General features: G+C 59.8%; 22 protein-coding genes. 11 read left to right on the forward strand and 11 right to left on the reverse strand.

The genetic code is table 11. The features are described 5' to 3' along the window. The first annotated feature begins 145 nt into the window (after positions 1–145). The gene (locus BFP95_RS06965) at positions 146–598 is read left to right on the forward strand and encodes a hypothetical protein (RefSeq protein ID WP_065874329.1); all 453 of its coding nucleotides are present in this window, start codon (positions 146–148) and stop codon (positions 596–598) included. A gap of 149 nt (positions 599–747) precedes the next feature. After that, on the forward strand, positions 748–1,380 hold the full coding sequence (locus tag BFP95_RS06970) for a TetR family transcriptional regulator (RefSeq protein WP_049710266.1): 633 nt from the start codon (positions 748–750) through the stop codon (positions 1,378–1,380). 5 nt (positions 1,381–1,385) lie between these two features. On the opposite strand, the gene BFP95_RS06975 is transcribed toward BFP95_RS06970, so the two are convergent. After that, complete coding sequence (locus BFP95_RS06975) at positions 1,386–1,883, reverse strand: C40 family peptidase (protein WP_065879915.1); 498 nt, start codon at positions 1,881–1,883, stop codon at positions 1,386–1,388. 277 nt (positions 1,884–2,160) lie between these two features. Between BFP95_RS06975 and ureE the strand changes: the two genes are divergently transcribed. The 5 genes from ureE (at position 2,161) to BFP95_RS07000 (ending at position 5,837) form a co-directional block, all read left to right on the forward strand. Continuing rightward, entirely contained in the window at positions 2,161–2,661 is a 501-nt protein-coding gene (ureE, locus tag BFP95_RS06980; RefSeq protein ID WP_010213559.1) for an urease accessory protein UreE, read from the forward strand. After that, the gene (locus tag BFP95_RS06985; protein ID WP_065874332.1) at positions 2,658–3,332 is read left to right on the forward strand and encodes an urease accessory protein UreF; all 675 of its coding nucleotides are present in this window, start codon (positions 2,658–2,660) and stop codon (positions 3,330–3,332) included. The genes ureE and BFP95_RS06985 overlap by 4 nt, the downstream gene beginning before the upstream one ends. A 12-nt stretch (positions 3,333–3,344) precedes the next feature. Next, positions 3,345–3,959 (forward strand): urease accessory protein UreG, encoded by a 615-nt coding sequence (gene ureG / locus BFP95_RS06990; RefSeq protein ID WP_065874333.1) that lies wholly within the window; start codon positions 3,345–3,347, stop codon positions 3,957–3,959. A 22-nt stretch (positions 3,960–3,981) separates the two neighbouring features. Next, complete coding sequence (locus BFP95_RS06995; RefSeq protein WP_065874334.1) at positions 3,982–4,554, forward strand: HupE/UreJ family protein; 573 nt, start codon at positions 3,982–3,984, stop codon at positions 4,552–4,554. 173 nt (positions 4,555–4,727) lie between these two features. Beyond that, the gene (locus BFP95_RS07000; protein ID WP_065909670.1) at positions 4,728–5,837 is read left to right on the forward strand and encodes an AGE family epimerase/isomerase; all 1,110 of its coding nucleotides are present in this window, start codon (positions 4,728–4,730) and stop codon (positions 5,835–5,837) included. Positions 5,838–5,956: 119 nt separating this feature from the next. Here the strand turns inward: BFP95_RS07000 and BFP95_RS07005 are convergent, their stop codons facing one another. From BFP95_RS07005 to BFP95_RS07045, 9 genes are all read right to left on the reverse strand, one after another. Next, positions 5,957–6,862, reverse strand: a complete 906-nt coding sequence (locus BFP95_RS07005) for a cation diffusion facilitator family transporter (RefSeq protein ID WP_065874336.1) — start codon at positions 6,860–6,862, stop codon at positions 5,957–5,959. Positions 6,863–7,028: 166 nt separating this feature from the next. Beyond that, entirely contained in the window at positions 7,029–7,796 is a 768-nt protein-coding gene (locus tag BFP95_RS07010; protein ID WP_049710274.1) for an SDR family oxidoreductase, read from the reverse strand. A gap of 730 nt (positions 7,797–8,526) precedes the next feature. After that, positions 8,527–9,243, reverse strand: coding sequence for an ABC transporter ATP-binding protein (locus BFP95_RS07015; protein WP_065874337.1), 717 nt, complete (start codon positions 9,241–9,243; stop codon positions 8,527–8,529). After that, positions 9,240–10,115, reverse strand: coding sequence for an ABC transporter ATP-binding protein (locus BFP95_RS07020; protein ID WP_049710276.1), 876 nt, complete (start codon positions 10,113–10,115; stop codon positions 9,240–9,242). The genes BFP95_RS07015 and BFP95_RS07020 overlap by 4 nt, the downstream gene beginning before the upstream one ends. Continuing rightward, positions 10,112–11,389: a high-affinity branched-chain amino acid ABC transporter permease LivM gene (gene livM, locus BFP95_RS07025; protein WP_065874339.1), complete on the reverse strand. Its 1,278-nt coding sequence runs from the start codon at positions 11,387–11,389 to the stop codon at positions 10,112–10,114. Before livM ends, BFP95_RS07020 begins: the two co-directional genes overlap by 4 nt. Before the next feature lie 2 nt (positions 11,390–11,391). After that, positions 11,392–12,306, reverse strand: a complete 915-nt coding sequence (locus BFP95_RS07030; protein ID WP_048727385.1) for an ABC transporter permease subunit — start codon at positions 12,304–12,306, stop codon at positions 11,392–11,394. Positions 12,307–12,541: 235 nt separating this feature from the next. Then, on the reverse strand, positions 12,542–13,678 hold the full coding sequence (locus BFP95_RS07035) for a branched-chain amino acid ABC transporter substrate-binding protein (protein WP_065874340.1): 1,137 nt from the start codon (positions 13,676–13,678) through the stop codon (positions 12,542–12,544). A 374-nt stretch (positions 13,679–14,052) separates the two neighbouring features. After that, positions 14,053–15,336, reverse strand: a complete 1,284-nt coding sequence (locus tag BFP95_RS07040; RefSeq protein ID WP_065909671.1) for an L-pipecolate oxidase — start codon at positions 15,334–15,336, stop codon at positions 14,053–14,055. A 170-nt stretch (positions 15,337–15,506) separates the two neighbouring features. Beyond that, complete coding sequence (locus tag BFP95_RS07045) at positions 15,507–16,997, reverse strand: L-piperidine-6-carboxylate dehydrogenase (RefSeq protein WP_065874342.1); 1,491 nt, start codon at positions 16,995–16,997, stop codon at positions 15,507–15,509. Between the two features lie 154 nt (positions 16,998–17,151). Here BFP95_RS07045 and BFP95_RS07050 point away from each other — a divergent pair, with 154 nt between their 5' ends. The 3 genes from BFP95_RS07050 (at position 17,152) to nadE (ending at position 20,295) form a co-directional block, all read left to right on the forward strand. Next, complete coding sequence (locus BFP95_RS07050; protein ID WP_065874343.1) at positions 17,152–18,042, forward strand: LysR family transcriptional regulator; 891 nt, start codon at positions 17,152–17,154, stop codon at positions 18,040–18,042. 207 nt (positions 18,043–18,249) lie between these two features. Further along, positions 18,250–19,464, forward strand: coding sequence for a nicotinate phosphoribosyltransferase (gene pncB, locus BFP95_RS07055; protein WP_012721934.1), 1,215 nt, complete (start codon positions 18,250–18,252; stop codon positions 19,462–19,464). Positions 19,465–19,467: 3 nt separating this feature from the next. Then, entirely contained in the window at positions 19,468–20,295 is an 828-nt protein-coding gene (nadE, locus tag BFP95_RS07060) for an ammonia-dependent NAD(+) synthetase (protein ID WP_065874344.1), read from the forward strand. Between the two features lie 195 nt (positions 20,296–20,490). Here nadE and azu read toward each other — a convergent pair whose 3' ends face one another. Further along, positions 20,491–20,937, reverse strand: a complete 447-nt coding sequence (azu, locus tag BFP95_RS07065; RefSeq protein WP_065874345.1) for an azurin — start codon at positions 20,935–20,937, stop codon at positions 20,491–20,493. A 331-nt stretch (positions 20,938–21,268) separates the two neighbouring features. On the opposite strand from azu, the gene BFP95_RS07070 reads away from it, so the two are divergent. Next, positions 21,269–21,451, forward strand: a complete 183-nt coding sequence (locus BFP95_RS07070) for a hypothetical protein (RefSeq protein WP_065909673.1) — start codon at positions 21,269–21,271, stop codon at positions 21,449–21,451. Positions 21,452–21,462: the final 11 nt, after the last annotated feature.

Genomic DNA, 21,462 nt, shown 5'->3' on the forward strand with positions numbered 1-21,462 from the left:
CTTGAGAGGCCCGATCTAGAGCCTCCGCCCAGAACAATCAATTCTGTTGATTATTACCATTGTGTTTATGAACTTTTATATCGACTTATCGAGAGTAGCATTAGCCCTGTACCCACTTTATCGCCCTCCCAAGGAGCAACCCATCATGAAACGCCAAGTACTCGCTACCGTCCTGTTGTCCATCCTGGCTTCCAGTGCCTTTGCCCTGCCAGCCGTTGAACAGGCCACCCCACAAGTCAAAGCCGACGCGGTGCATTTCAGCCAGACCGTAGCGCGCAGCGGCTCGCAAGAAGAAGAGAACCGTGACTACGCCAAAGGCGCTGTTGCTGAAAATGGTTCGGAGCAAGCCAACAAACGCGCTTACACCGAAGGCCTGACCGAAAATGGCCGCGACCGCCTGGAACAGAAAGGTCTGGTTGAAGGTGGTGCGGATCGCCTGCTGGAACGCAATGCTGTCGCCGAAGGTGGCCGTGATCGCCTGGAACAAAAAGGCCTGGTTGAAGGCGGTGCTGAACAAGCCAACGAACGCGCCTACACCGAAGGTGTTGCTGAGGGCGGTGCTGACCGTCTGCAAGAACTGCATCAAGCACAGAGCTAACCCGTGGTGGCCCAGAAAAAAGCCCGATCCGTCGATCGGGCTTTTGCTTTCCTGTAGATCGCGTCACGTACTTCCCCGCCAAGTTCGACGCCGGCAAAGCTGTTTTGCTAGAGTGCGTCGCTGTACTTGCCAACAAAGCCTGCCCGCCCATGCTGCCCCGCGCCGAACAAAAGCAACAGACCCGCCTCGCCTTGATGGACGCAGCCCGCCATCTGATGGAATGTGGCCGTGGGTTTGGTAGCCTGAGCCTGCGCGAAGTGGCGAAGACAGCTGGCATCGTGCCCACCGGTTTTTATCGCCATTTTGCCGACATGGACCAGCTTGGCCTCGTGTTGGTGAGTGAAGTCGGCCAGACCTTTCGCGCTACGATCCGCCTGGTGCGCCACAACGAATTCGTGATGGGCGGCATTATCGATGCCTCCGTGCGGATCTTTCTCGATGTGGTTTCGGCCAACCGTTCGCAATTCCTGTTCCTCGCCCGCGAGCAATACGGCGGCTGCCTCGCCGTGCGCCAAGCCATCGCGGCGCTGCGCGAAGACATCACTCGCGACCTGGCGGCTGACCTCACTTTCATGCCCAAACTGCAGCACCTGGACGCTGAAGGCTTGCACGTGATGGCGGACTTGATCGTCAAAAGTGTGTTCGCCACCCTTCCCGACATCATCGACCCGCCAGCCCACGCCCTGCCCGCCCACCTCACGCCGCAGGCGAAAATCACCCAGCAATTGCGCTTTATCTTTATCGGTTTGAAGCACTGGCAAGGCCTGGGCAGCACCGAATAACGCAATTAGCCTGCCGAATGGAAACGCTTGGCCGTGGTGTAGTGCTTGTTCCAATAGCGGTTGCTCAGCGAATCGATACGGATGTTTTTGCCGCTGCGCGGTGAATGGATAAATTTGCCCTCGCCTATATAAAGGCCCACATGGCTGACCTGGCCGCTACCGTTTCCTTTGAAAAACACCGCATCGCCGGGCTGGAGCGAGTTGCGCTTGATGGTCGCGGCCGTCGAACGTTGCATTGCCGCCGTGGTGCGCGGTATTCGGATATTGGCTTGAGTCTTGAACAGATACACCAGCAGGCTGCTGCAATCGAAACCCTGCTCTGCCGAGGTACCGCCCCATTTGTAAGGCGTACCTAACAGTTCGTGGGCACGGTCGACCACATCCTCGATAGACGCTTCTTTGGGTGACGCGGTGAAAGAGGGATGGGAGTTCAGATTGGCCGAAGCCGATGAAAGAGCGAGAGACAGACTGACAATAACCAGACAACAAAATGACTTGAACATGATGAACGTCGCGGTAGATTAAACACGGCGCACAGGCTAATGATCTTGCAGGTAACTTGATGAACGCCGAATCCTCATACCCTGTAGGGAAAATCTGAAAACGCCCACCACGCGTGCAACCTATAAAAATACGCACCACTTTGGCGCACACAGAGAATTGCTCCTCGCTCCATTTAGTGGCGCCATCGTCCTTGCCTACAGGCAATTCCTACTCTCTATCGACATTGGCAAGGCCCTTGCTCTAGCTGTTTCATCGCTCATAGCTGGAAGCTTCCTGATGCTGGTGATCCACCGACGAATCGCCCCTCAAGCCCTCTGGGCCGCCGAGTTGCTGCTGAATTTCGAAGCACGCAGCAAAAGTCGCCTGCGCTGTTTCAGTGCCGACGGTGAAGACGTCGGCCTTTTCCTGGAGCGCGGCCAGCCGCCGCTGCACGATGGCGAATTCCTACAGGCTGAAGACGGACGCGTCGTACGCGTATGCGCCCGGCCTGAACATTTGCTGCACGTCACCTGCAGCAGCGCATTTGAACTGACTCGCGCGGCGTATCACCTGGGTAACCGCCATGTGGCGTTGCAGGTAGGGGACGGCTGGCTACGCCTGCTGGACGACTATGTGCTCAAGGCCATGCTCGAACAGCTGGGCGCGCAGACCGCAACTATTGAAGCGCCATTCCAGCCGGAGCACGGCGCTTACGGCGGCGGCCACCATCACTCGCGCCATGGCGATGAAGATTTCAACTACCCACCCAAGCTGCATCAGTTCGGCGTGCGTCTATGAACCCAGCCTGGGCGCTGCTGCGTCTGGCCAGTCCGCAATTGCCGATTGGCGGCTACAGCTATTCCCAGGGCCTGGAAATGGCGGTGGAGAACGGTCGCGTCAATGATGCGGCCACTGCACGACGCTGGATCAGCGATCAGTTGCTGCTCAACCTCGCGCGTTTCGAAGCACCGTTGCTGCTCGCGCACTGCCAAGCGGCCTTTGATGAGGATTGGCCGCGCCTGGCGCAATGGTGTGATGAGCATCGCGCCAGCCGCGAGACCCGCGAGCTGTATCAGGAGAGCCGGCAGATGGGCTACTCGCTGCAGCAATTACTCAGCGGCTTGCCGGAACTGGACGACGCCGCCCGCGCATTTCTTGAGCGGTGCACCGAGCCGCATCTGGCCCTGGGCTGGGCCCTGGCCGCCCGCGCCTGGAGCATCAGCCCCGCCGATGCCCTCGCCGCGTGGTTGTGGAGCTGGCTGGAAAACCAACTGGCCGTGCTGATGAAAACCCTGCCCCTGGGCCAGCAAGCCGCCCAGCGCCTGACGAGCGAACTGCTGCCGCTGCTGCAACAAGCCCAGCAGGACGCCAGCCGCATCGACCCTACCCATTTCGGCAGCGCCGCTTTCGGCCTGTCCCTGGCGTGCATGGCCCACGAGCGCCAGTACAGCCGCCTGTTCCGTTCCTAGGAGAACACCTACATGAACTCACAACCTTTGCGTGTTGGTATCGGCGGCCCGGTGGGCTCCGGCAAGACGGCCCTGACCCTGGCGCTGTGCCTGGCGCTGCGTGACCGCTACAACCTGGCAGTAGTCACCAACGACATCTATACCCGCGAAGACGCCGATTTCCTGGTGCGTAACCAAGCCTTGGCACCCGAGCGCATCATCGGCGTGGAAACCGGTGGCTGCCCGCACACGGCGATCCGTGAAGACGCCTCGATCAACCTCGAAGCCGTGGATCAGCTCAACCGCCGTTTCCCCGGCCTGGACCTGATCCTGGTGGAGTCCGGCGGCGACAACCTTTCGGCCACCTTCAGCCCCGAGCTGTCGGACCTGACCATCTACGTAATCGATGTGTCAGCCGGCGACAAGCTGCCACGCAAGGGCGGGCCTGGTATTTGCAAATCCGACCTGCTGGTGATCAACAAGATCGACCTGGCACCGCTGGTGGGCGCCTCGCTGGAGTTGATGAACAGCGACACCCAGCGCATGCGCAACGGTAAACCCTTTGTGTTCAGCAACCAGAAAACCGGTGTCGGCCTGGATGACATCGTCGCCTTTATCGAACGCCAAGGCCTGCTGACCGCCGCCTGACCAACCCCCAAGGAGCCCGTTTATGAGCCTCAAGAAACTTTTCACCGCCGCCGCCCTGCTGCTGGCCCCCGCCCTCGCCTTCGCTCACCCGGGCCACGGCGACAACGGCCTGGTGGCCGGCATCAGCCACCCCCTGGGTGGCATTGACCACTTGTTGGCCATGGTGGCCGTCGGCTTGTGGGCCGCCCAACAAAAAGGCGCCGCCCGCTGGGCACTGCCGTGCACTTTTGTGGGCACCATGCTGATTGGCGGCGTGCTGGGTTTTGAGGGCTTGGCATTGCCGGCGCTGGAAAGCGGGATTGCCGCGTCGGTGCTGGCACTGGGCCTGGCGGTGGCGCTGGCGGTGCGACCGCCGTTGTTTGTGGCGGTGGGGGCGACGGCATTGTTCGCGCTGTTTCACGGCGTCGCGCACGGTTTGGAGCTGCCGGACATGTCCAACCCTTGGGCGTATGCGGCTGGTTTTGTAGGCGCAACGGCCGTGTTGCACGCGGCGGGTTATGCAGTAGTGCGCTTCCTGCCGGCGGCTGCGGCGCCGTTGGTGCGGGTTGCAGGGGCGGCGTCGGCGGCGACTGGGGTTTGGCTGCTGGCGGGCTGAATTTTGTTGCGTTTGTAAGGGCCTCTTCGCAGGCAAGCCAGCTCCCACGTTTGATTGGGTTCGCACATCAAACTGTGGGAGCTGGCTTGCCTGCGATGGCGGTCTCAAAGACACCACACAACCCAAGCCTGATACCATGCGCGCCTACACCCCTGCCGTGACGACGCCAGCCAATGCCCAGCGCTTCCCAACCCTCCTTGAACACCGTGCTCACGCACTTCCACAGCCTGATCGTACCGCTCTGGCAAGGCCCGGGCTGGAACGCCGAGCTGGCACTGCCCTATGAGGCGCTGGATGCCGATCACCGGCCGCTGCCCCCACAACGCTACCGCGCCATGGCCTGCGCGCGGCAGCTGTACCTGTTTGCCAGCCTGATCGGCGAGCCTGGCGCAGCCTTCGCCGAGGAGCGCGCAGCGGTTCTGTTCCGTTCACTGCAACAGCACTTCCATGACGCCGAGCACGGCGGCTGGTTCTACAGCATTGATCCCGCCGGCCAGCCGCTCGACCAGCGCAAAGACCTCTACACCCACGCCTTCATCATCTTCGCCTGCGCCCATTACTGGGCCAAGGTGCGTGCGCCGCTGGTGGAATCGGTGCTCAATGCGGCCCTGGAAGTGGTCGCCGAGCGGTTTTCCACAGGCGACGGCCTGTATGAAGCCGTGCTGGAGCGCAACTGGTCATCGCTTGAATCCGGCCCGCTGCAAAACCCATTGATGCACTTGGCCGAAGGGTTCCTCGCCACCCTCGCGGTGCGTGAAGACGCCCGCGTGCGGGCAGCCCTGCTGGCACTGGCGACAGCCATGCAACAGCGCTTCATCGACCGCCAGCACGGCGTGATGATGGAAAAACCGCTGGGCGCTATGGATAACTGGTTCGAACCGGGACACCAGTTCGAGTGGTTCTTTTTGCTGGAATCGTCAGATGTACTGCGCGGTACGCCGCTGCATGCGTCGCTGACCCGGGCTTTCGCCTACGCCGAGCAACAGGGTGTGGATAACGTAAGCGGCGCGGTCAGCGGCATGCTGGCGCTGGACGGCACGGTACGCGACGGCACTCAACGTATCTGGGCCCAGGCCGAATACCTGCGGGCACTGACCTTGCGGCCAGGCAGCGAAGCGGTGCTACAGCGCCAACTGCTCGCGCTGCAACAGCACTTCTTGCATGAAAAGGGTTGGAATGAATGCCTGGATGCCGAGGGCGTCGTGAGTCGACGGGATATGCCGTCGACTACGCCTTATCATTTGGCGACTTGCTATCAGGGTCTGATCCGGTCTCTCGGCTGATTTTCAGGGCCTCTTCGCGAGCAAGCCCGCTCCCACACTTGACCGTGTTCCAACATGTGAATGCGGTCGAATGTGGGAGCGGGCTTGCTCGCGAAGGCTTCACCTCGGTCTAACTGCCCTCACGCAATCCACTTACGATCCCCCGTAAAACTGATCGTCAGCCAGCGCGCCGCATCCGGCGTGCCGAGCCCTGTGGATATCTCTTCGCGCAGCCCGTCCAGGGTCGCAACGTTATCCACCGGATAATCCGCCGGCAGCACCACATGAATCTCGATAAACCGCGCCCGCCCGTGTTTTTGCACGTAGGACACGTAGTCGTCGAAACCATGCTTGGCCTGTGCCGCGTCCATCACTTCGCGCACTTTGTCATCCAGGTGGTCCGGGGCAATCCCCAGCACCTCGCGCAACGCCGGGCGCAGGATCTTGAACGCCGGCGCCAGCATGCTCAGGGCCAGCAGGATCAGGATCAACGGGTCGACATACACCGCCCACTCGCCATAGCCCTGGGACTTGAGCAGCAGTGCCGCCAGAAAGCTGATCAGCAAGCCCACCGAGAGCATCGCGTCCACCAGCCAACTGATGTTGTCGAACTGGATCAGCGATGATTTCAGCGTGCGATTGCGATAGCGCACGTAAAAGAAGTAGGCGAATTCGACGACGGTAAACACCGCCGCGTAGAGGATCACCAGCCCCAACTCGATCTCACGCCCGCCATTGATAATGCCGAACACGCCGTTGAGGAACGCATAAATGGCGATCAGCAACAGGAAACTGCCTTCGATCAGCAACACCATGGGCTCCAGGTGCCAATAGCCGAACTGGAAGCGCTCGTTGCTTTTCTTGGCGATCAGCTTGGCCGTGATCAGCATCAACACCTTGATGGCGGTGGCGATCAGCGAGAAAAAGCCGTCGAACAGAATGGATTGGGCGCCAGATACCACACCCGTGACAATCCCGGCGATCGCTACCGCGAACATCAGGATGGTCGATTGTTTGAGCAGTGACTGCTCACCTCGGTTACTCACATTTCCTCCTGTCAAAACCTTAAAACCGCACAGTGCGGAGGGGTTTTCAGAGGTGGAGTGTACCTTATGCCGTGTTTTGGCCGATTTGCTGCCTATTTGGCGGCTGACAATGAAATGTGTAGTGAGCGAGCATGCCTCGCGCGGGGCAAGCCCGCTCACTACAAAATCAGGCTTTAGCGCCGCGCTCAATCGCAAACCCAGCCCATGTTTGGCTCACCGGCATCAACTCCAACCGGTTGATATTCACATGCGCCGGCGTATTCATGACCCAGAAGATCGTGTCCGCAATATCCTGCGGCTGAATCGGCTCGGCACCGGCATACGTCGCGTCATACCGCGCCTGGTCACCACCAAAGCGCACCAACGAAAACTCGCTCTCGCACAGGCCTGGCTCGATGTTGGTCACGCGCACGCCGGTACCTTGCAGGTCGCAGCGCAGGTTCAGCGAGAACTGCTTAACAAACGCCTTGGAGCCGCCATACACATGGCTGCCCGGGTACGGGTAGCTGCCGGCGATGGAGCCCAGGTTGATGATCCCGGCGCCACGGCCATGCGCGATCAGGCGCGGCAGCAGCAGGCTGGTGGTGGTCAACAAGCCCTTGATGTTGGTGTCGACCATGGTTTCCCAATCGTCGAGGCTGCACTTGGGCGCCGGGTCAGTGCCCACGGCCAGGCCGGCGTTGTTGATCAGCCCGCGCAGCTTCGCGAACGACGGCGGCAGGTTGGCGATGGCGTCTTCCATGCCCTTGCGGTCACGCACGTCCACAACCAGGCCATGCACTTCGGTCTGCTTTGAAAGCTCTTCGACCAGCGCATTCAGGCGGTCGGCACGCCGGCCAGTCAGCACCAGTTTCCAGCCAGCGTCGGCAAAACGACGAGCACAGGCTTCGCCGAAACCTGAGGTTGCGCCAGTAATAAACAGCGTGTCGGACATGGTGTTCTCCTTGCGGGCATCGGGAAAAAAGTTGCCAGCAGAATGCCCTTACGCCGCGGTGGCGGCAACCGCTAAGCGCATAACTTCATGTGCAGCTGATCACTTTTTAACCATTGCACGCAAAGCCTTATGAACCGTGGCGTGCAGCCATATGCACGCAGGTTATCCACAACTGCGCCCACAGTCTTTGGGGGCAAGTGCAAAAAGCTCCAGGCCTCTGTACACAAGGGTTACAGGGGGTTTTAGAAAGTTTTTTGCTTGACCTTAGACGGGCCGTATGTAGACCCATCGACAGGCGGGAAATCAGAACGATGGCTCCAGGCCAGTCATTCCGGCCTCTGCGGCCGTCTTTCCAGAGTTTAGTCACAGACTTATCCACAGGCTGGCGGGACATATTTCGGTCATATACCTGTGTCTTTAAACAGGTTGACAAAGCCCTCGGGCGGTCGCGAAAAAGCCGCTGATCAAAAAACAACCGACTCGCTACAAGCCACGGTTTTAAAGGCTTTCAGCCAGCTACTCCCACGTTACCCACAGCCGGTTCCACAGTGGATGGGGACAAGTCAAAACTGTGACAAAACAGGGATTTGCGGCGGCTATATGTCGCGCTTTAGAGGGCGGCTGGATTTGTTTTCCACAATTTCCAGAACGGTCTGTGGATAGCACTAAAAAGACTGCGGGAGCCGCTTTTATGTGGGCTCCCACAGTGGGTGCTGCGTCGTTATTTAGATCAGTGGCCGCCGAGGTAGGCGTTGCGCACTTCCTCGTTGACCAACAATTCCTTACCAGTACCCGTCAGGCGAATCTCACCGTTAACCATCACATACGCCCGATCCGACAGACGCAGCGCATGGTTGGCGTTCTGCTCCACCAGGAAAATAGTCATCCCGGTCGCCGCCAACTCGCGCAGGGTCGAGAAGATCTGCTTCACCACAATTGGCGCCAGCCCCAGGCTAGGTTCGTCCAGCAGCAACAACTTTGGACGACTCATCAACGCGCGGGCGATGGCGAGCATTTGCTGCTCGCCACCGGACATGGTCATGGCCCGCTGGGTACGCCGTTCCTTGAGCCGTGGGAACAGCTCGAACATGCGCTGCATGTCTTCCTGGGCGAACTTGTCGCCAATCGGGATGGTGCCCATCAGCAGGTTTTCCTCGACGGTCATGTCGGGGAACACCCGCCGCCCTTCCGGCGACTGCGCAATACCATTGGAGGCAATGTAGTGGGACGACTTGTGGGTAATGTCGACGCCGTTATAGAGGATCTGCCCTGACTCGGCCCGTGGCTGGCCGAAAATCGACATCAGCAGCGTGGACTTGCCCGCGCCGTTGGAGCCGATCAGGCTGACGGTTTCGCCTTCGTTGATATGCAGCGAGACTTTTTTCAGGGCCTGGATCGGACCGTAGTACACGTCCAGGTCCTTCATTTCGAGGATAGGTCCGCTCATACCAGCTCCTCTTCGTCGGCGCCCAGGTAGGCGGCAATCACTTTCGGGTCGTTGCGGATCGCTTCCGGCCCGCCTTCGGCGATCACGTTGCCGTGGTCCAGCACCACGATGTGGTCGGAAATACTCATCACCATGCCCATGTCGTGTTCGATCAGCACGACCGTGAGGTCGTGTTCGTCGCGCAGCAGGCGAATCATCGCGCTGAGGGCTTCGGTTTCCTGGGGGTTGAGGCCCGCTGCCGGCTCATCGAGGCAGATGATCTGCGGCCGCGTGCACATGGCGCGAGCGATCTCCAGGCGGCGCTGCTGGCCGTAGGAAAGTTCGCCGGCCAGGCGGTTGGCACAGTCCACCAGGTCCACCACTTCCAGCCAGTAGAAAGCGTGGTCAAGGGCATCGCTTTCGGCTTTGCGGTAGCCCTTGGTGTTGAGGATACCCGCGAGCATATTGCGGTTGACCCACATGTGCTGGGCCACCAGCAGGTTTTCCACCACCGACATTTCCTTGAACAGGCGAATGTTCTGGAAGGTTCGCGCCAGGCCAGCACGGTTCACCAGGTGGGTGCCGCCGAACATCTTGTAGTACACCCGACTGAGGAAACTTTTCGGCGACACAAAGTCGACGGCTTTGAAGCGCTCGCCGAGCAGTTGGATCACGTTTGTCTGCTTACCACGCACATTGAGTTCAATCTTGCCGCCGCTGGCTTTGTAGAAGCCGGTGAGGCAGTTGAATACCGTGGTCTTGCCGGCGCCGTTGGGGCCGATCAGGGCGAAGATCGAGTTGCGTTCGACCTTGAGGCTCACATCGCTCAAGGCTTTGATGCCACCGAAGTGCATCATCAAGTGCTCAACGGAAAGGACGACTTCCTTGCTCATGGCGCCACTCCTTTACGTGGTGTCACACCGGTACGGCTGATGCGGATCAAGCCGCGCGGTCGCCAGATCATCATCACCACCATCAACACGCCAAACAGCAGCACGCGGTATTCGGAGAAGCTGCGCAGCAGTTCGGGCGCGACGGTCAATACGAAGGCCGCAATCACCACGCCGACCGTCGAGCCCATGCCACCCAAGACCACGATGGCCAGGATCAGCGCCGACTCGAAGAAGGTAAACGACGACGGGTTGACGAAGCCCTGGTAGCTGGCAAAGAACACCCCGGCCAGGCCCGCAGTCGACGCACCGATGGTGAACGCCGAGAGCTTCACCAGTACGTGGTTCAGGCCCATGGAGCGGCAGGCGATTTCATCTTCGCGCAAGGCTTCCCAGGCACGGCCGACCGGCATGCGGGTCAGGCGGTGTTTGATGTACAGCACCAGCATCACCACGATGAACAACACGATGTAGATAAACATGAACTTGAAATTAGGGTTGTAATCGATGCCGAAGAACTCATGAAAGGGCACCCCGCCATCCTTGGCCTTGCGCACGAACTCCAACCCCATGAAGGTCGGTGACGGCACAGGCATGCCATTCGGGCCGCCGGTAAACGACAGCCAGTTGTTAAGCACCAAGCGGATGATTTCACCGAAGCCCAGGGTCACGATAGCCAGGTAGTCACCGTGCATTCGTAATACCGGAAACCCGAGGATGCACCCCGCCAGCGCCGCCGCGATGGCCGCCAGTGGCAGCACCGTCCAGAAACCCAGGCCCAGGTATTGATAACCCAGCGCCAGGCCGTAGGCACCGATGGCGTAGAACGCCACGTAGCCCAAGTCGAGCAAGCCCGCCAGGCCTACCACGATGTTCAGGCCCAACCCGAGCAACACGTAGATCAGCCCGAGGATCACCACGGTCAGCAGGTACTTGTTGGCGAAGATCGGGAACACGATGGCGATCACGATCAGTGCCGGAATGATCCAGCGCAGCCGCGATTTATAGTCCGGTTTCTGTACGTGCACGCCGGAGCCGCTGCTCTCGAATCCCTGCAGGATTCTTATACCCTTGGGCGTTTGCAGGAACAGGCTCATGGCGAACCGGCCGAGCATCACAATCGCGACCATCACGCCGACGCGGGCCGGTTCCAAGTTGAAACTGTAGCCATCGAGGACAACGCCAACGATGGGCCCGAAGATGATCAACGAAATCAGCCCGGCAAGGACTGCATCGACCACACTTTTCTTGATATCGATTGGTTTGGCAGCAGACATGTTTACACCTTAGCCACGAGTGGGCGACCAAGCAGGCCCTGAGGACGGAAAATCAGAATCACCACCAGCAGGGAGAAACTGAACACGTCTTTGTAGTCAGAGTTGATCAACCCCGAGAACAGCGACTCGGAGATACCCAGGATAATCCCGCCCAACATCGCCCCTGGCAGGGAGCCGATGCCGCCGAGTACCGCCGCGGTAAACGCCTTGATGCCGATGATGAAGCCGGCATAGAAATCGAAGGTGCCGTAGTTGAGGGTGATCAGCACGCCGGCCAGTGCAGCCATGGCGGCACCGATGACAAACACATAGGAGATCACCCGGTCGGTGTTGATGCCGAGGATCGAGGCCATCTTGCGGTCTTGCTGGGTCGCGCGGCACATGCGGCCGAGCTTGGTGTATTTGATGATGTAGGTCAGCAACGCCATGCCGGCAAACGCCGCCACGAGGATGAACACCTTGGTGTACGTGAGCTGCACGAACCCGGTGCCGATGTCGACACGCCAGGCCCCTGCCAACAAGGTTGGAATACCTTGTTGCTTGGCGCCCTGGGCGATCTGCGCGTAGTTCTGCAGGATCAGGGAAATCCCGATGGCGCTGATCAGCGGTGCCAGGCGGGTGGAGTTACGCAGCGGTTTGTAGGCGACACGTTCGATGACCCAACCGTAAACGCCGGTGACGACGACGGTGAAGACCAAGGTGCCAAGAATGAGCAGCGGAAAGGATTCGATGCCGAAGTAAGCCAGCAGTGCCAGACTGATCGCCGCGAGGTAAGCGGAAATCATATAAACCTCGCCGTGGGCGAAGTTGATCATGCCAATGATGCCATAGACCATTGTGTAGCCGATGGCGATCAGGCCATAGACCGACCCGAGGGTCAGGCCGTTGACCAGTTGCTGCAGGAAAATACCATCCATAACGCAATCTCACGCGGTGAGCACCTGCACACCGGTGGGTGTGCGGCGCTTCTGGAGGAAAAGACAGATCTTGTTGCCTGACACGATGGGACTGACAACTGCGATCCATTGTGGGAGCTGGCTTGCCTGCGATAGCGGTTTCAGATTCAACACACGTGCTGACTGCCAGTCCGTCATCGCGGGCAAGCCCGGCTCCCACATTGGCTCTGTGTTGCCGGAGTGATCGTGTTTACGCTTATTTCTGTTTTTCCAACTGGTGGTATTTGCCTTCCTTGTCCCACTGGTAAACCACATAGTCGGAGACTTTCAGGTCGCCCTTGGCGTCCCAGGTCTTCTCGCCCATCACGGTTTTCACAGGGTTGGCCTTGAGCCACTTGGCGGCGTCTTCGCCTTTGTCGGACTTGGCACCGTTGAAGCCGGCGGCCAGGGCCTGGAGCGAGGCGTAGGCGTACAAGGTGTAGCCTTCAGGCTCGTAGCCGGCTTTGCGGAACTCTTCCACCACGGCCTTGCTTTCGGGCAACAGGCGCGGGTCGGCGCCAAAGGTCATGTAGACGCCGTCCACGTATTGCTTGCCGCCTGCGGTGGTGACCAATTCGTCGGTCACTACGCCGTCATCGGACATGAACTTCACATCTTTCAGGCCGGCTTCACGCAGTTGGCGAACCAAAGGACCGGCTTCCGGGTGCAGGCCGCCGAAGTACACGACGTCAGCGCCGGTAGAGCGGATTTTGGTGACCAGAGCACTGAAGTCTTTCTCGCCACGGGTCAGGCCTTCTTCCAGCACCGGCTTGACGCCGCGCTTGGTCAACTGGGCAGCAGTGGCGTCAGCCAGGCCTTTGCCGTAGGTGTCTTTGTCGTTGATCACGGCAATTTTCTTGCCCTTGAGCACGTCGACGATATAGTCGCCGGCCACGATGCCCTGCTGGTCGTCACGCCCGCACATACGGAACATTGCGCTCATGCCGCGCTCGGTCACTTGTGGGTTGGTGGAACCTGGGGTGATGGCGATCACGCCCGCGTCGTTATACACCTCGGACGCCGGGATGGTGTTCGACGAGCAGAAGTGCCCGACCACGCCGATCACTTTGTCCTGGTCGACCAGCCGGTTGGCCACGGCTACGGCCTGCTTGGGTTCGCAGGCATCGTCGCCGGCGACCAGCTTGATCTGCTCACCGTTAATGCCGCCGGCCTTGTTGATCGCATCGGCTGCCGCTTGGGCACCCTTCATGTACTGCTCACCGAATGAGGCGTTGGCGCCAGTCATCGGCCCCGCAACGCCAATCTTCACATCAGCTTGAACAAACGCAGAAACACCCAGCGCCGCTGCAACGGCGAGGGCCAGGAAACCTTTCTTGTAAAACGTCTGGGACATGAGTGGTGCTCCGATATTTTTGATTTTTGGCACGACAACTTGCGTTCAAACTTTTCACTGAAAGCTCAGAGCAAGGCGCGTGCCACTACGTTTTTATTCTTCAAAAAGACACGGTGTCATTGTTATTGCAGGCGTTTCAGCGCCCATCGCAAGGACGTGCAACCGTCTAACATCAGAAGGTGCAACCAATGGATCGAAAAAGTACAACCTCGACAGGTCGCACCTGCAACCAACCCCATAAACGACAGTTCCTACCGCTGTAACAAACGGCGTAACGGAACTGCACATTTACAGTGCGTGACTGCTACGACTTGCACCAATACAGATTAGTAGCCCGCTAAGAAAATGCCGGCTTTTGAGCGGTATTTCGCTGATCAGATCACGATCCTCAGGCATTGGCCCGCGTGATACAGCGAAAAACCGGCTTCATAAAGACAGCTGCGCAGACCGACCCCGGCCAGCGGTTGCATAGGCGCGAAAGGAATCGGCAAGGCCTGTGGATTCTGGTGACACACGTAGTCGGCGAACGCCTTGCCGACCACGCTGCCGGTGGTCACGCCGCGCCCGTTATAGCCCGTTACTGCCACCAGGCCGGGGGCGGGCTCGAACAGGCGCATCAAGTGGTCCGGAGTGAAGGCAATGCAGCCGGTCCAGGTGTATTCCCACTGCACCGATTTGAGGTACGGGAAGTAATGCTGCTGCACCCGATCGGCCCACGCCTCGAGGAACCAAGCCGGTTTCTGGTTTCCGTTGCCCAGGCTACCGAGCAACAGGCGGCCATCGGCATCGCGGCGAATGCTGCTCAGCACCTGGCGCGTATCCCACGAACCTTGGCCGCCGGGGAGGATTTGCTGGGCGGCGTCCCCCGTCAGCGGGGCCGACGCGACCTGGTAGTAGTAACCGGGGAAGAAATTGCGCCGCAGCTCGGTCCATTCGCCTTCGGTGTAGGCATTTGAGGCGATGACCACCTGTGCAGCCTGCACTGAGCCCTGGGCAGTCTGCACCGACCAGTGCGCACCTTGGCGTTCGAGCTGGGTGACTGGGGAATGGTCGAACAACTGCCCACCAAGGCCGACAGCCGCATTCGCCAAACCACTGGTGTAAGCCATTGGATTCAAGGTGCCGGCGCGCCGATCCAGCAAGGCGGCAGCGATTTTCTTAGTGCCAGTGGCTTGCTCGCAGGCTTGGCCGGTGAGCAATTCCACCGGCGCGCCCCGGCGTTTCCATTGTTCTTCACGACTGCGCAAATCCGCTTCGCCACGGGCGTTGTGCGCCATGTGCAACGTGCCCTCGCGGCGCAATTGGCAATCGATGTTGTATTTGTCGATCAGGCTGAACACCAGCGACGGCGCCGCCCCCAGCATGCGGTTGAGCTGGCTGCCCACCGCCTCGCCGAAACCGGCCTCGATATCATCCGGCGGGATCCACATCCCGGCATTGACCAGCCCGACGTTGCGCCCCGAACCGCCGTGGCCGGTGCGATGGGCCTCCAGCACGGCAACGCTTTTACCCTGTTCCAGCAAGTGGATGGCCGCCGACAGCCCGGTGATCCCGGCGCCGATCACGCACACATCCACCTTGACGTCGCCCTTGAGCGCGGCGCGGTTTGGCCGGCCAGGGGTGAGGTGTTCCCACAAACATGTTTCGCGCAGTGCCATTGCCAGACTCCGATGAGACCTAACAAACAACAGTTTCAGGGTTGTAAACCCAATCAACGGTGGGAGCTGGCTTGCCTGCGATGCAGGCACCTCGGTGTATCAGCTAGACCGAAGTGATGCTATCGCAGGCAAGCCAGCTCCCACATTCTGACCTCACTCCGACTGAGAGATCAGTCGAAGGTAATACCCTGGGCCAATGGCAGTTCCAACGAGTAGTTCACCGTATTGGTCTGCCGACGCATATACCCGCGCCACGCATCCGAACCCGATTCACGCCCACCGCCCGTTTCTTTCTCACCGCCAAACGCGCCGCCGATTTCCGCGCCGCTCGGGCCGATGTTGACGTTGGCGATGCCGCAGTCACTGCCCACGGCCGACATGAACTGCTCGGCTTCGCGCACATCGGTAGTGAAGATGCATGACGACAAACCTTGAGGCACGGCGTTGTTCAGACGCAGGGCTTCAGCGAAATCGGTGTAGCCAATCACGTAAAGAATCGGCGCGAACGTTTCAGTGCACACCACGTCGCTTTGCTCGGGCATTTCCACGATGGCCGGCGACACGTAGTAGGCGTTAGGGAATGTGTCTTGCAGTTGGCGCTTGCCGCCGAACACCTTGCCGCCTTCGCTCAAGGCTTGCTCCAGGGCGTCCTGCATGTTCTCGAAGCCGTGTTTGTCGATCAGTGGGCCGATCAGGTTGCCTTCCAGCGGGTGGCCGATGCGCACCTTGGAATAGGCGGCCTTGAGGCGGGTGACGATTTCCTCCTTCACCGACTCGTGGGCGATCAGCCGGCGTAGGGTGGTGCAACGCTGGCCGGCCGTGCCGACCGCGCTGAACAGGATGGCGCGCACGGCCATGTCCAGGTCGGCGCTTGGGCCGAGGATCATTGCGTTGTTGCCGCCCAGCTCCAGGATGCTGCGGGCAAACCGTGCGGCGACTTTCGGTGCCACTTCGCGGCCCATGCGGGTGCTGCCGGTGGCGCTGATCAACCCGACGCGCGGGTCATCCACCAGCGCGGCGCCGGCGTCGCGGCCGCCGATGATCACTTGGCTGAGGTACTCGGGCGCGCCGTCGAATTTCTTCAACACACGCTCGAACAGCGCCTGGCAAGCCAGCGCGGTAAGCGGGGTCTTTTCCGAGGGTTTCCAGATCACCGCGTTGCCGCACACCAGCGCCAGGGTGGTGTTCCACGCCCACACGGCGACCGGGAAGTTGAAGGCGCTGATCACGCCGACCACGCCCAGCGGGTGCCAGGTTTCACGCATATGGTGGCCCGGGCGTTCGGAGGCGATGGTCAAACCGTACAGCTGGCGCGACAGGCCGACGGCGAAGTCGCAGATGTCGATCATTTCCTGCACTTCACCCAGGCCTTCCTGGGTGATCTTGCCGGCTTCCCAGGACACCAGCTCGCCGAGGTCGGCCTTGTACTCGCGCAACACATCACCGAACTGACGCACCAGTTCGCCGCGGCGTGGTGCCGGCACGTTGCGCCAGGCCTCGAATGCATGCTCGGCGCGACTGACCTGTTGCTCCACCTCGGCGGCACCTTCCCAGTTCACGCTGCCGATACGGCTGCCATCGATCGGCGAATGCACGGGTTGTTTCCCCGACTGGTACAGCGCCGGGTTTACCCCGAGACGATCAAGCAATGCGGCAACCATGGGTTACTCCTTCAATCTGCAAACAGAAAATTGCGCCGCCGACAGACACGGCGATCCAGAGCTTATTTGTAGCTGGCCGAAGACTTGCCAACAAACGACGATTAGGCGAGATATCATTCCGTTTATTCATGCAAAGAATAAAAAGAGGCGTGCCGTGCTCAATAAAAGACATTTGCCCTCGATCACTGCCTTGCAGTGTTTCGAAGCCGCCACCCGCCACCTGAGTTTCACCCGCGCCGCCGAGGAACTGAACCTCACGCAGAGCGCGGTGAGCAAGCAGGTGGCGCAGTTGGAAGAGTTGTTGCAACACCTGCTGTTTCGCCGGGTGCGCCGCCGCTTGCAGATGACGCCAGCGGGCGACCTGTACCTGGTGGAGGTGCGCAAGATCCTCACGCAGGTGGAGATGTCCACCCACTACCTGCGTTCCTACGGCGGCGAGACCGAAGTGTTGCGGGTGTCTACGCCCTACACCTTTGGCGCGCGCTGGCTGGTACCGCGCCTCAAGGGCTGGCGCCTGCGTCATCCGCAGATCCACCTGGACCTGTGCAACGAGCAGGAGCCGGACGAGCTGCTGCAAGGCAAGGCCGACATGGCCTTCTACTTTGGCCAGGGCTCACGCCCCGGCACCGAGAGTCTGAAATTGTTCAGCGAAGAGCTGGTGCCGGTGTGCGCCCCCGAAAGCCTGCCCGCGCAGCCGTTCACCGATCCCACGCAACTCAGCGACCTGGTCCTGCTGCAAAACGCCTCACGGCCCCAGGGGTGGCATGACTGGTTTGCCAGCCAGGGCTTCCACACCGAGCACAGCTATCACGGACCGCGTTTTGACACCTTTTATATGTGCATTCGTGCGGCCCAGGTCGGCTGTGGCGTGGCCTTGCTGCCGCGCTTTCTGGTGGAAGAGGAACTGGCGGATGGCAAGCTGGTGATCCCTTGGCAGCACGCAATGCCGAGTCAGGATGCGTATTTCCTGGCGTATCCGGAGCATTCGGCGGAAGTGCCCAAGGTGCGCGAATTTGTGAAGTGGATGATGGAGCAGGTTATTTAGTGCCTGGTATATCGCTTTCGCGAGCAAGCCCGCTCCCACAGTTTGAAATGCATTCCAAGTGTGGGAGCGGGCTTGCTCGCGAAAGCGCCGGTGGCCTTGGCAAAAAAATCACTGGCAAAACAACACAGGTCTATGCGCCACTAGCCCTCTTCCCTAATTGTGCGTAAAGGTCGGCGCCCATTGCCGACCCGTCTGGAGATTCCCGTTATGAGCGAGAGTGTGTTTGCCGATCGCATCGTGCAGAACCTGCTCGACACCGACTTCTACAAGCTGACCATGATGCAGGCGGTGCTGCACAACTACCCCAACGTGGAAGTTGAATGGGAGTTTCGTTGCCGAAACAGCGAAGACCTGCGCCCATACCTGGCGGAGATCCGCTACCAGATCGAACGCCTCGCCGAGCTGAGCCTGAGCCCGGACCAGTTGGGTTTCCTGGAACGCATCAGCTTCATGAAGCCGGACTTTCTGCGCTTTCTCGGGCTGTTCCGCTTCAATCTGCGCTATGTGCAGACCGGCATCGAGAACGGCGAGTTGTTTATCCGCCTGCGCGGGCCCTGGCTGCATGTGATTCTGTTTGAAGTGCCAATGCTGGCCATCGTCAGCGAAGTGCGTAACCGCTACCGCTATCAGACTGTGATCCTCGAACAGGCGCGCGAGCAGCTGTACCGCAAGTTCGACTGGCTGACGGCAAATGCCAGCAGCGACGAGTTGTCGGAGCTGCAAGTGGCCGACTTCGGCACGCGCCGGCGCTTCTCGTACCGCGTGCAGGAAGAAGTGGTCAGCGTGCTCAAGCATGATTTCCCAGGGCGTTTTGTCGGCACCAGCAACGTGCACCTGGCCCGCGAATTCGATATGAAACCGCTCGGCACCATGGCCCACGAATGGATCATGGCCCACCAGCAACTCGGCCCGCGCCTGATCGACAGCCAGATCGCCGCACTCGATTGCTGGGTCCGCGAGTACCGTGGGCTGCTGGGCATTGCCCTGACCGATTGCATCACCACCGACGCGTTCCTCGGCGACTTCGATTTGTACTTCGCCAAGCTGTTCGACGGCCTGCGCCATGACTCCGGCGACCCGGTGCAATGGGCGGAAAAAGCCATCGCCCATTATCATAAGCTGGGTATCGAGCCGATGAGCAAGACCCTGGTGTTCTCCGACAGCCTGTCATTGCCCAAGGCCCTGGAGATATTCCGCGCACTGCGGGGTCGGATCAATGTGAGCTTTGGCATTGGCACCAACCTGACCTGCGACATTCCAGGTGTCGAGCCGATGAGCATCGTGCTTAAAATGACCGCCTGCAATGGCCAGCCCGTCGCGAAGATTTCCGATGAAGCGGGCAAGACCCACTGCACCGACCCGAATTTCGTCGCCTATTTGCGTCATGTTTTCAAAGTACCTGCCATCTCTAGCAAGGAGTGAATCATGCAAGCCGTACAGCGTGAGATTGCTGAACAGCTCAAGGTCCAAGCGCCGTTCAAAGACCCGGCAGCCCTCGAGGCCGAGGTTGCCCGGCGCGTGACCTTTATCCAGGACTGCCTGCGCAATTCCGGGCTCAAAGCGTTGGTGCTGGGCATCAGCGGTGGCGTCGACTCCCTGACCGCCGGCCTGTTGGCCCAACGCGCGATGCAGGAACTGCGCGCCAGCACCGGGGATGACGCCTACCGTTTTATCGCCGTGCGCCTGCCCTACGAAACCCAGTTCGACGAAATCGACGCCCAGGCCTCGGTGGACTTTATCGAACCGGACGAGCGCCACACCGTGAACATCGGCCCGGCGGTGAAAGCCCTGGCCAATGAAGTGGCGGCGTTTGAAGGCAAGGCTTCGGTGTCCCGCGATTTCGTGCTGGGCAACACCAAGGCGCGCATGCGCATGGTGGCGCAGTACACCATCGCCGGCGCGGCCGGTGGGCTGGTGATTGGCACCGACCATGCGGCAGAAGCGGTGATGGGCTTTTTCACCAAGTTTGGTGACGGCGCGTGCGATCTGGCGCCATTGAGCGGGCTGGTGAAGAACCAGGTGCGCGCGATTGCACGGCACTTTGGTGCGCCTGAGTCGTTGGTGGAGAAAGTACCGACGGCGGACCTGGAAGACCTCTCGCCGGGCAAGCCGGACGAAGCGTCACATGGCGTGACCTACACCGAGATCGATGCGTTCCTGCACGGCGAGCCGGTGCGCGAGGAAGCGTTCCGGATTATCTGTGAGACGTATCGCAAGACTGAGCACAAGCGGGTGATGCCGTTTGCGCCGTGAGGTGAGCCAGATAGGCTTGTGTTGACTGTTAGACCGCTATCGCAGGCAAGCCAGCTCCCACAGTTGACCGGGTTCCAGCATGAGAATGCGGTTGAATGTGGGAGCTGGCTTGACTGCGATGAACGATGACTCGGTTCAACTGACCGCCCACAAAAAAGCGCCCTTCGGGGCGCTTTTTTTTCGACCGGCGTCGGCTTACTTAACGGTCACAGTACCTTTCATCATCGAGATGTGGCCCGGGAACGAGCAGAAGAACGCGTAATCAGTACCGGCGGCCAGCTTCGACACGTCGAAGGTTACCGCGTCTTTCTCGCCAGCACCGATGATCTTGGTGTGGGCGATGATGCGATCGTCACCTGGCTTCAAGTAGTCTTTGTCGATGCCGGCGGCCATGCCGTCAGTGGCAACTGGCTGCATGTTGGCGGCACTGGTCAGCACCCAGTTGTGGCCCATGACGTTTTTCGGCAGGTTGCCGGAGTGAGTCAGCTCGACGGTGAAGGTCTTGCAGCTCTTGTCAATTTCGATGGCTTTGGTATTGAAGGACATCTGGTCAGTGGAGTCGACGGTGACCTTGCACTCTGCAGCAAGCAACTGGCCGCTCGCCAGAGTGAGCAGGGAAACAGCAACGAGTTTGGCAAACATGTGAATCTCCAAGGCAGGGTTTAAAAAAGCGTATTGCGACAAGGGTGCCTCAAGCAGGCCGAAATTCTTATGATCTGAATCAACAGATTGTATACAACTTTAGGCTATCAGACCTATCAACACAATCTACCAGCCAAAGTACCGGCACCTGCCTATGATCGGCTCATTCCCCTTGGAGCCTACGCCATGCACCTCAACCAACTGTTCAACGGCCTGCTGGCTGCCTACGCCTGCGGTAAGTGAGGCCCAAGCGCGCTGCTAAGCTGCTACCATAGCGACCCAAGGCAGCTGCGCGCCGCCCACCCTCACCTTCGACCTTAGAGGATCGCCCATGGCCAAACCTAATTACTCCTTCGCCAAACGTCAGAGAGACTTGGCCAAGGAACAGAAGAAAGAGGAAAAACTGCAACGCAAGAAAGCCGCTGCTGACGAAGAAGCGGGCGCACTGAACCCGGATGCGGAAGGTGCAGTGGCAGTAGACGAAACGGAAACACCGAAAGATCCGGCTGAATAATTTCCTTTGTG

The sequence above is a fragment of the Pseudomonas sp. 58 R 12 genome, from assembly GCF_900005865.1.
In the GTDB taxonomy this organism is placed as follows: Bacteria; Pseudomonadota; Gammaproteobacteria; order Pseudomonadales; family Pseudomonadaceae; genus Aquipseudomonas; species Aquipseudomonas tritici.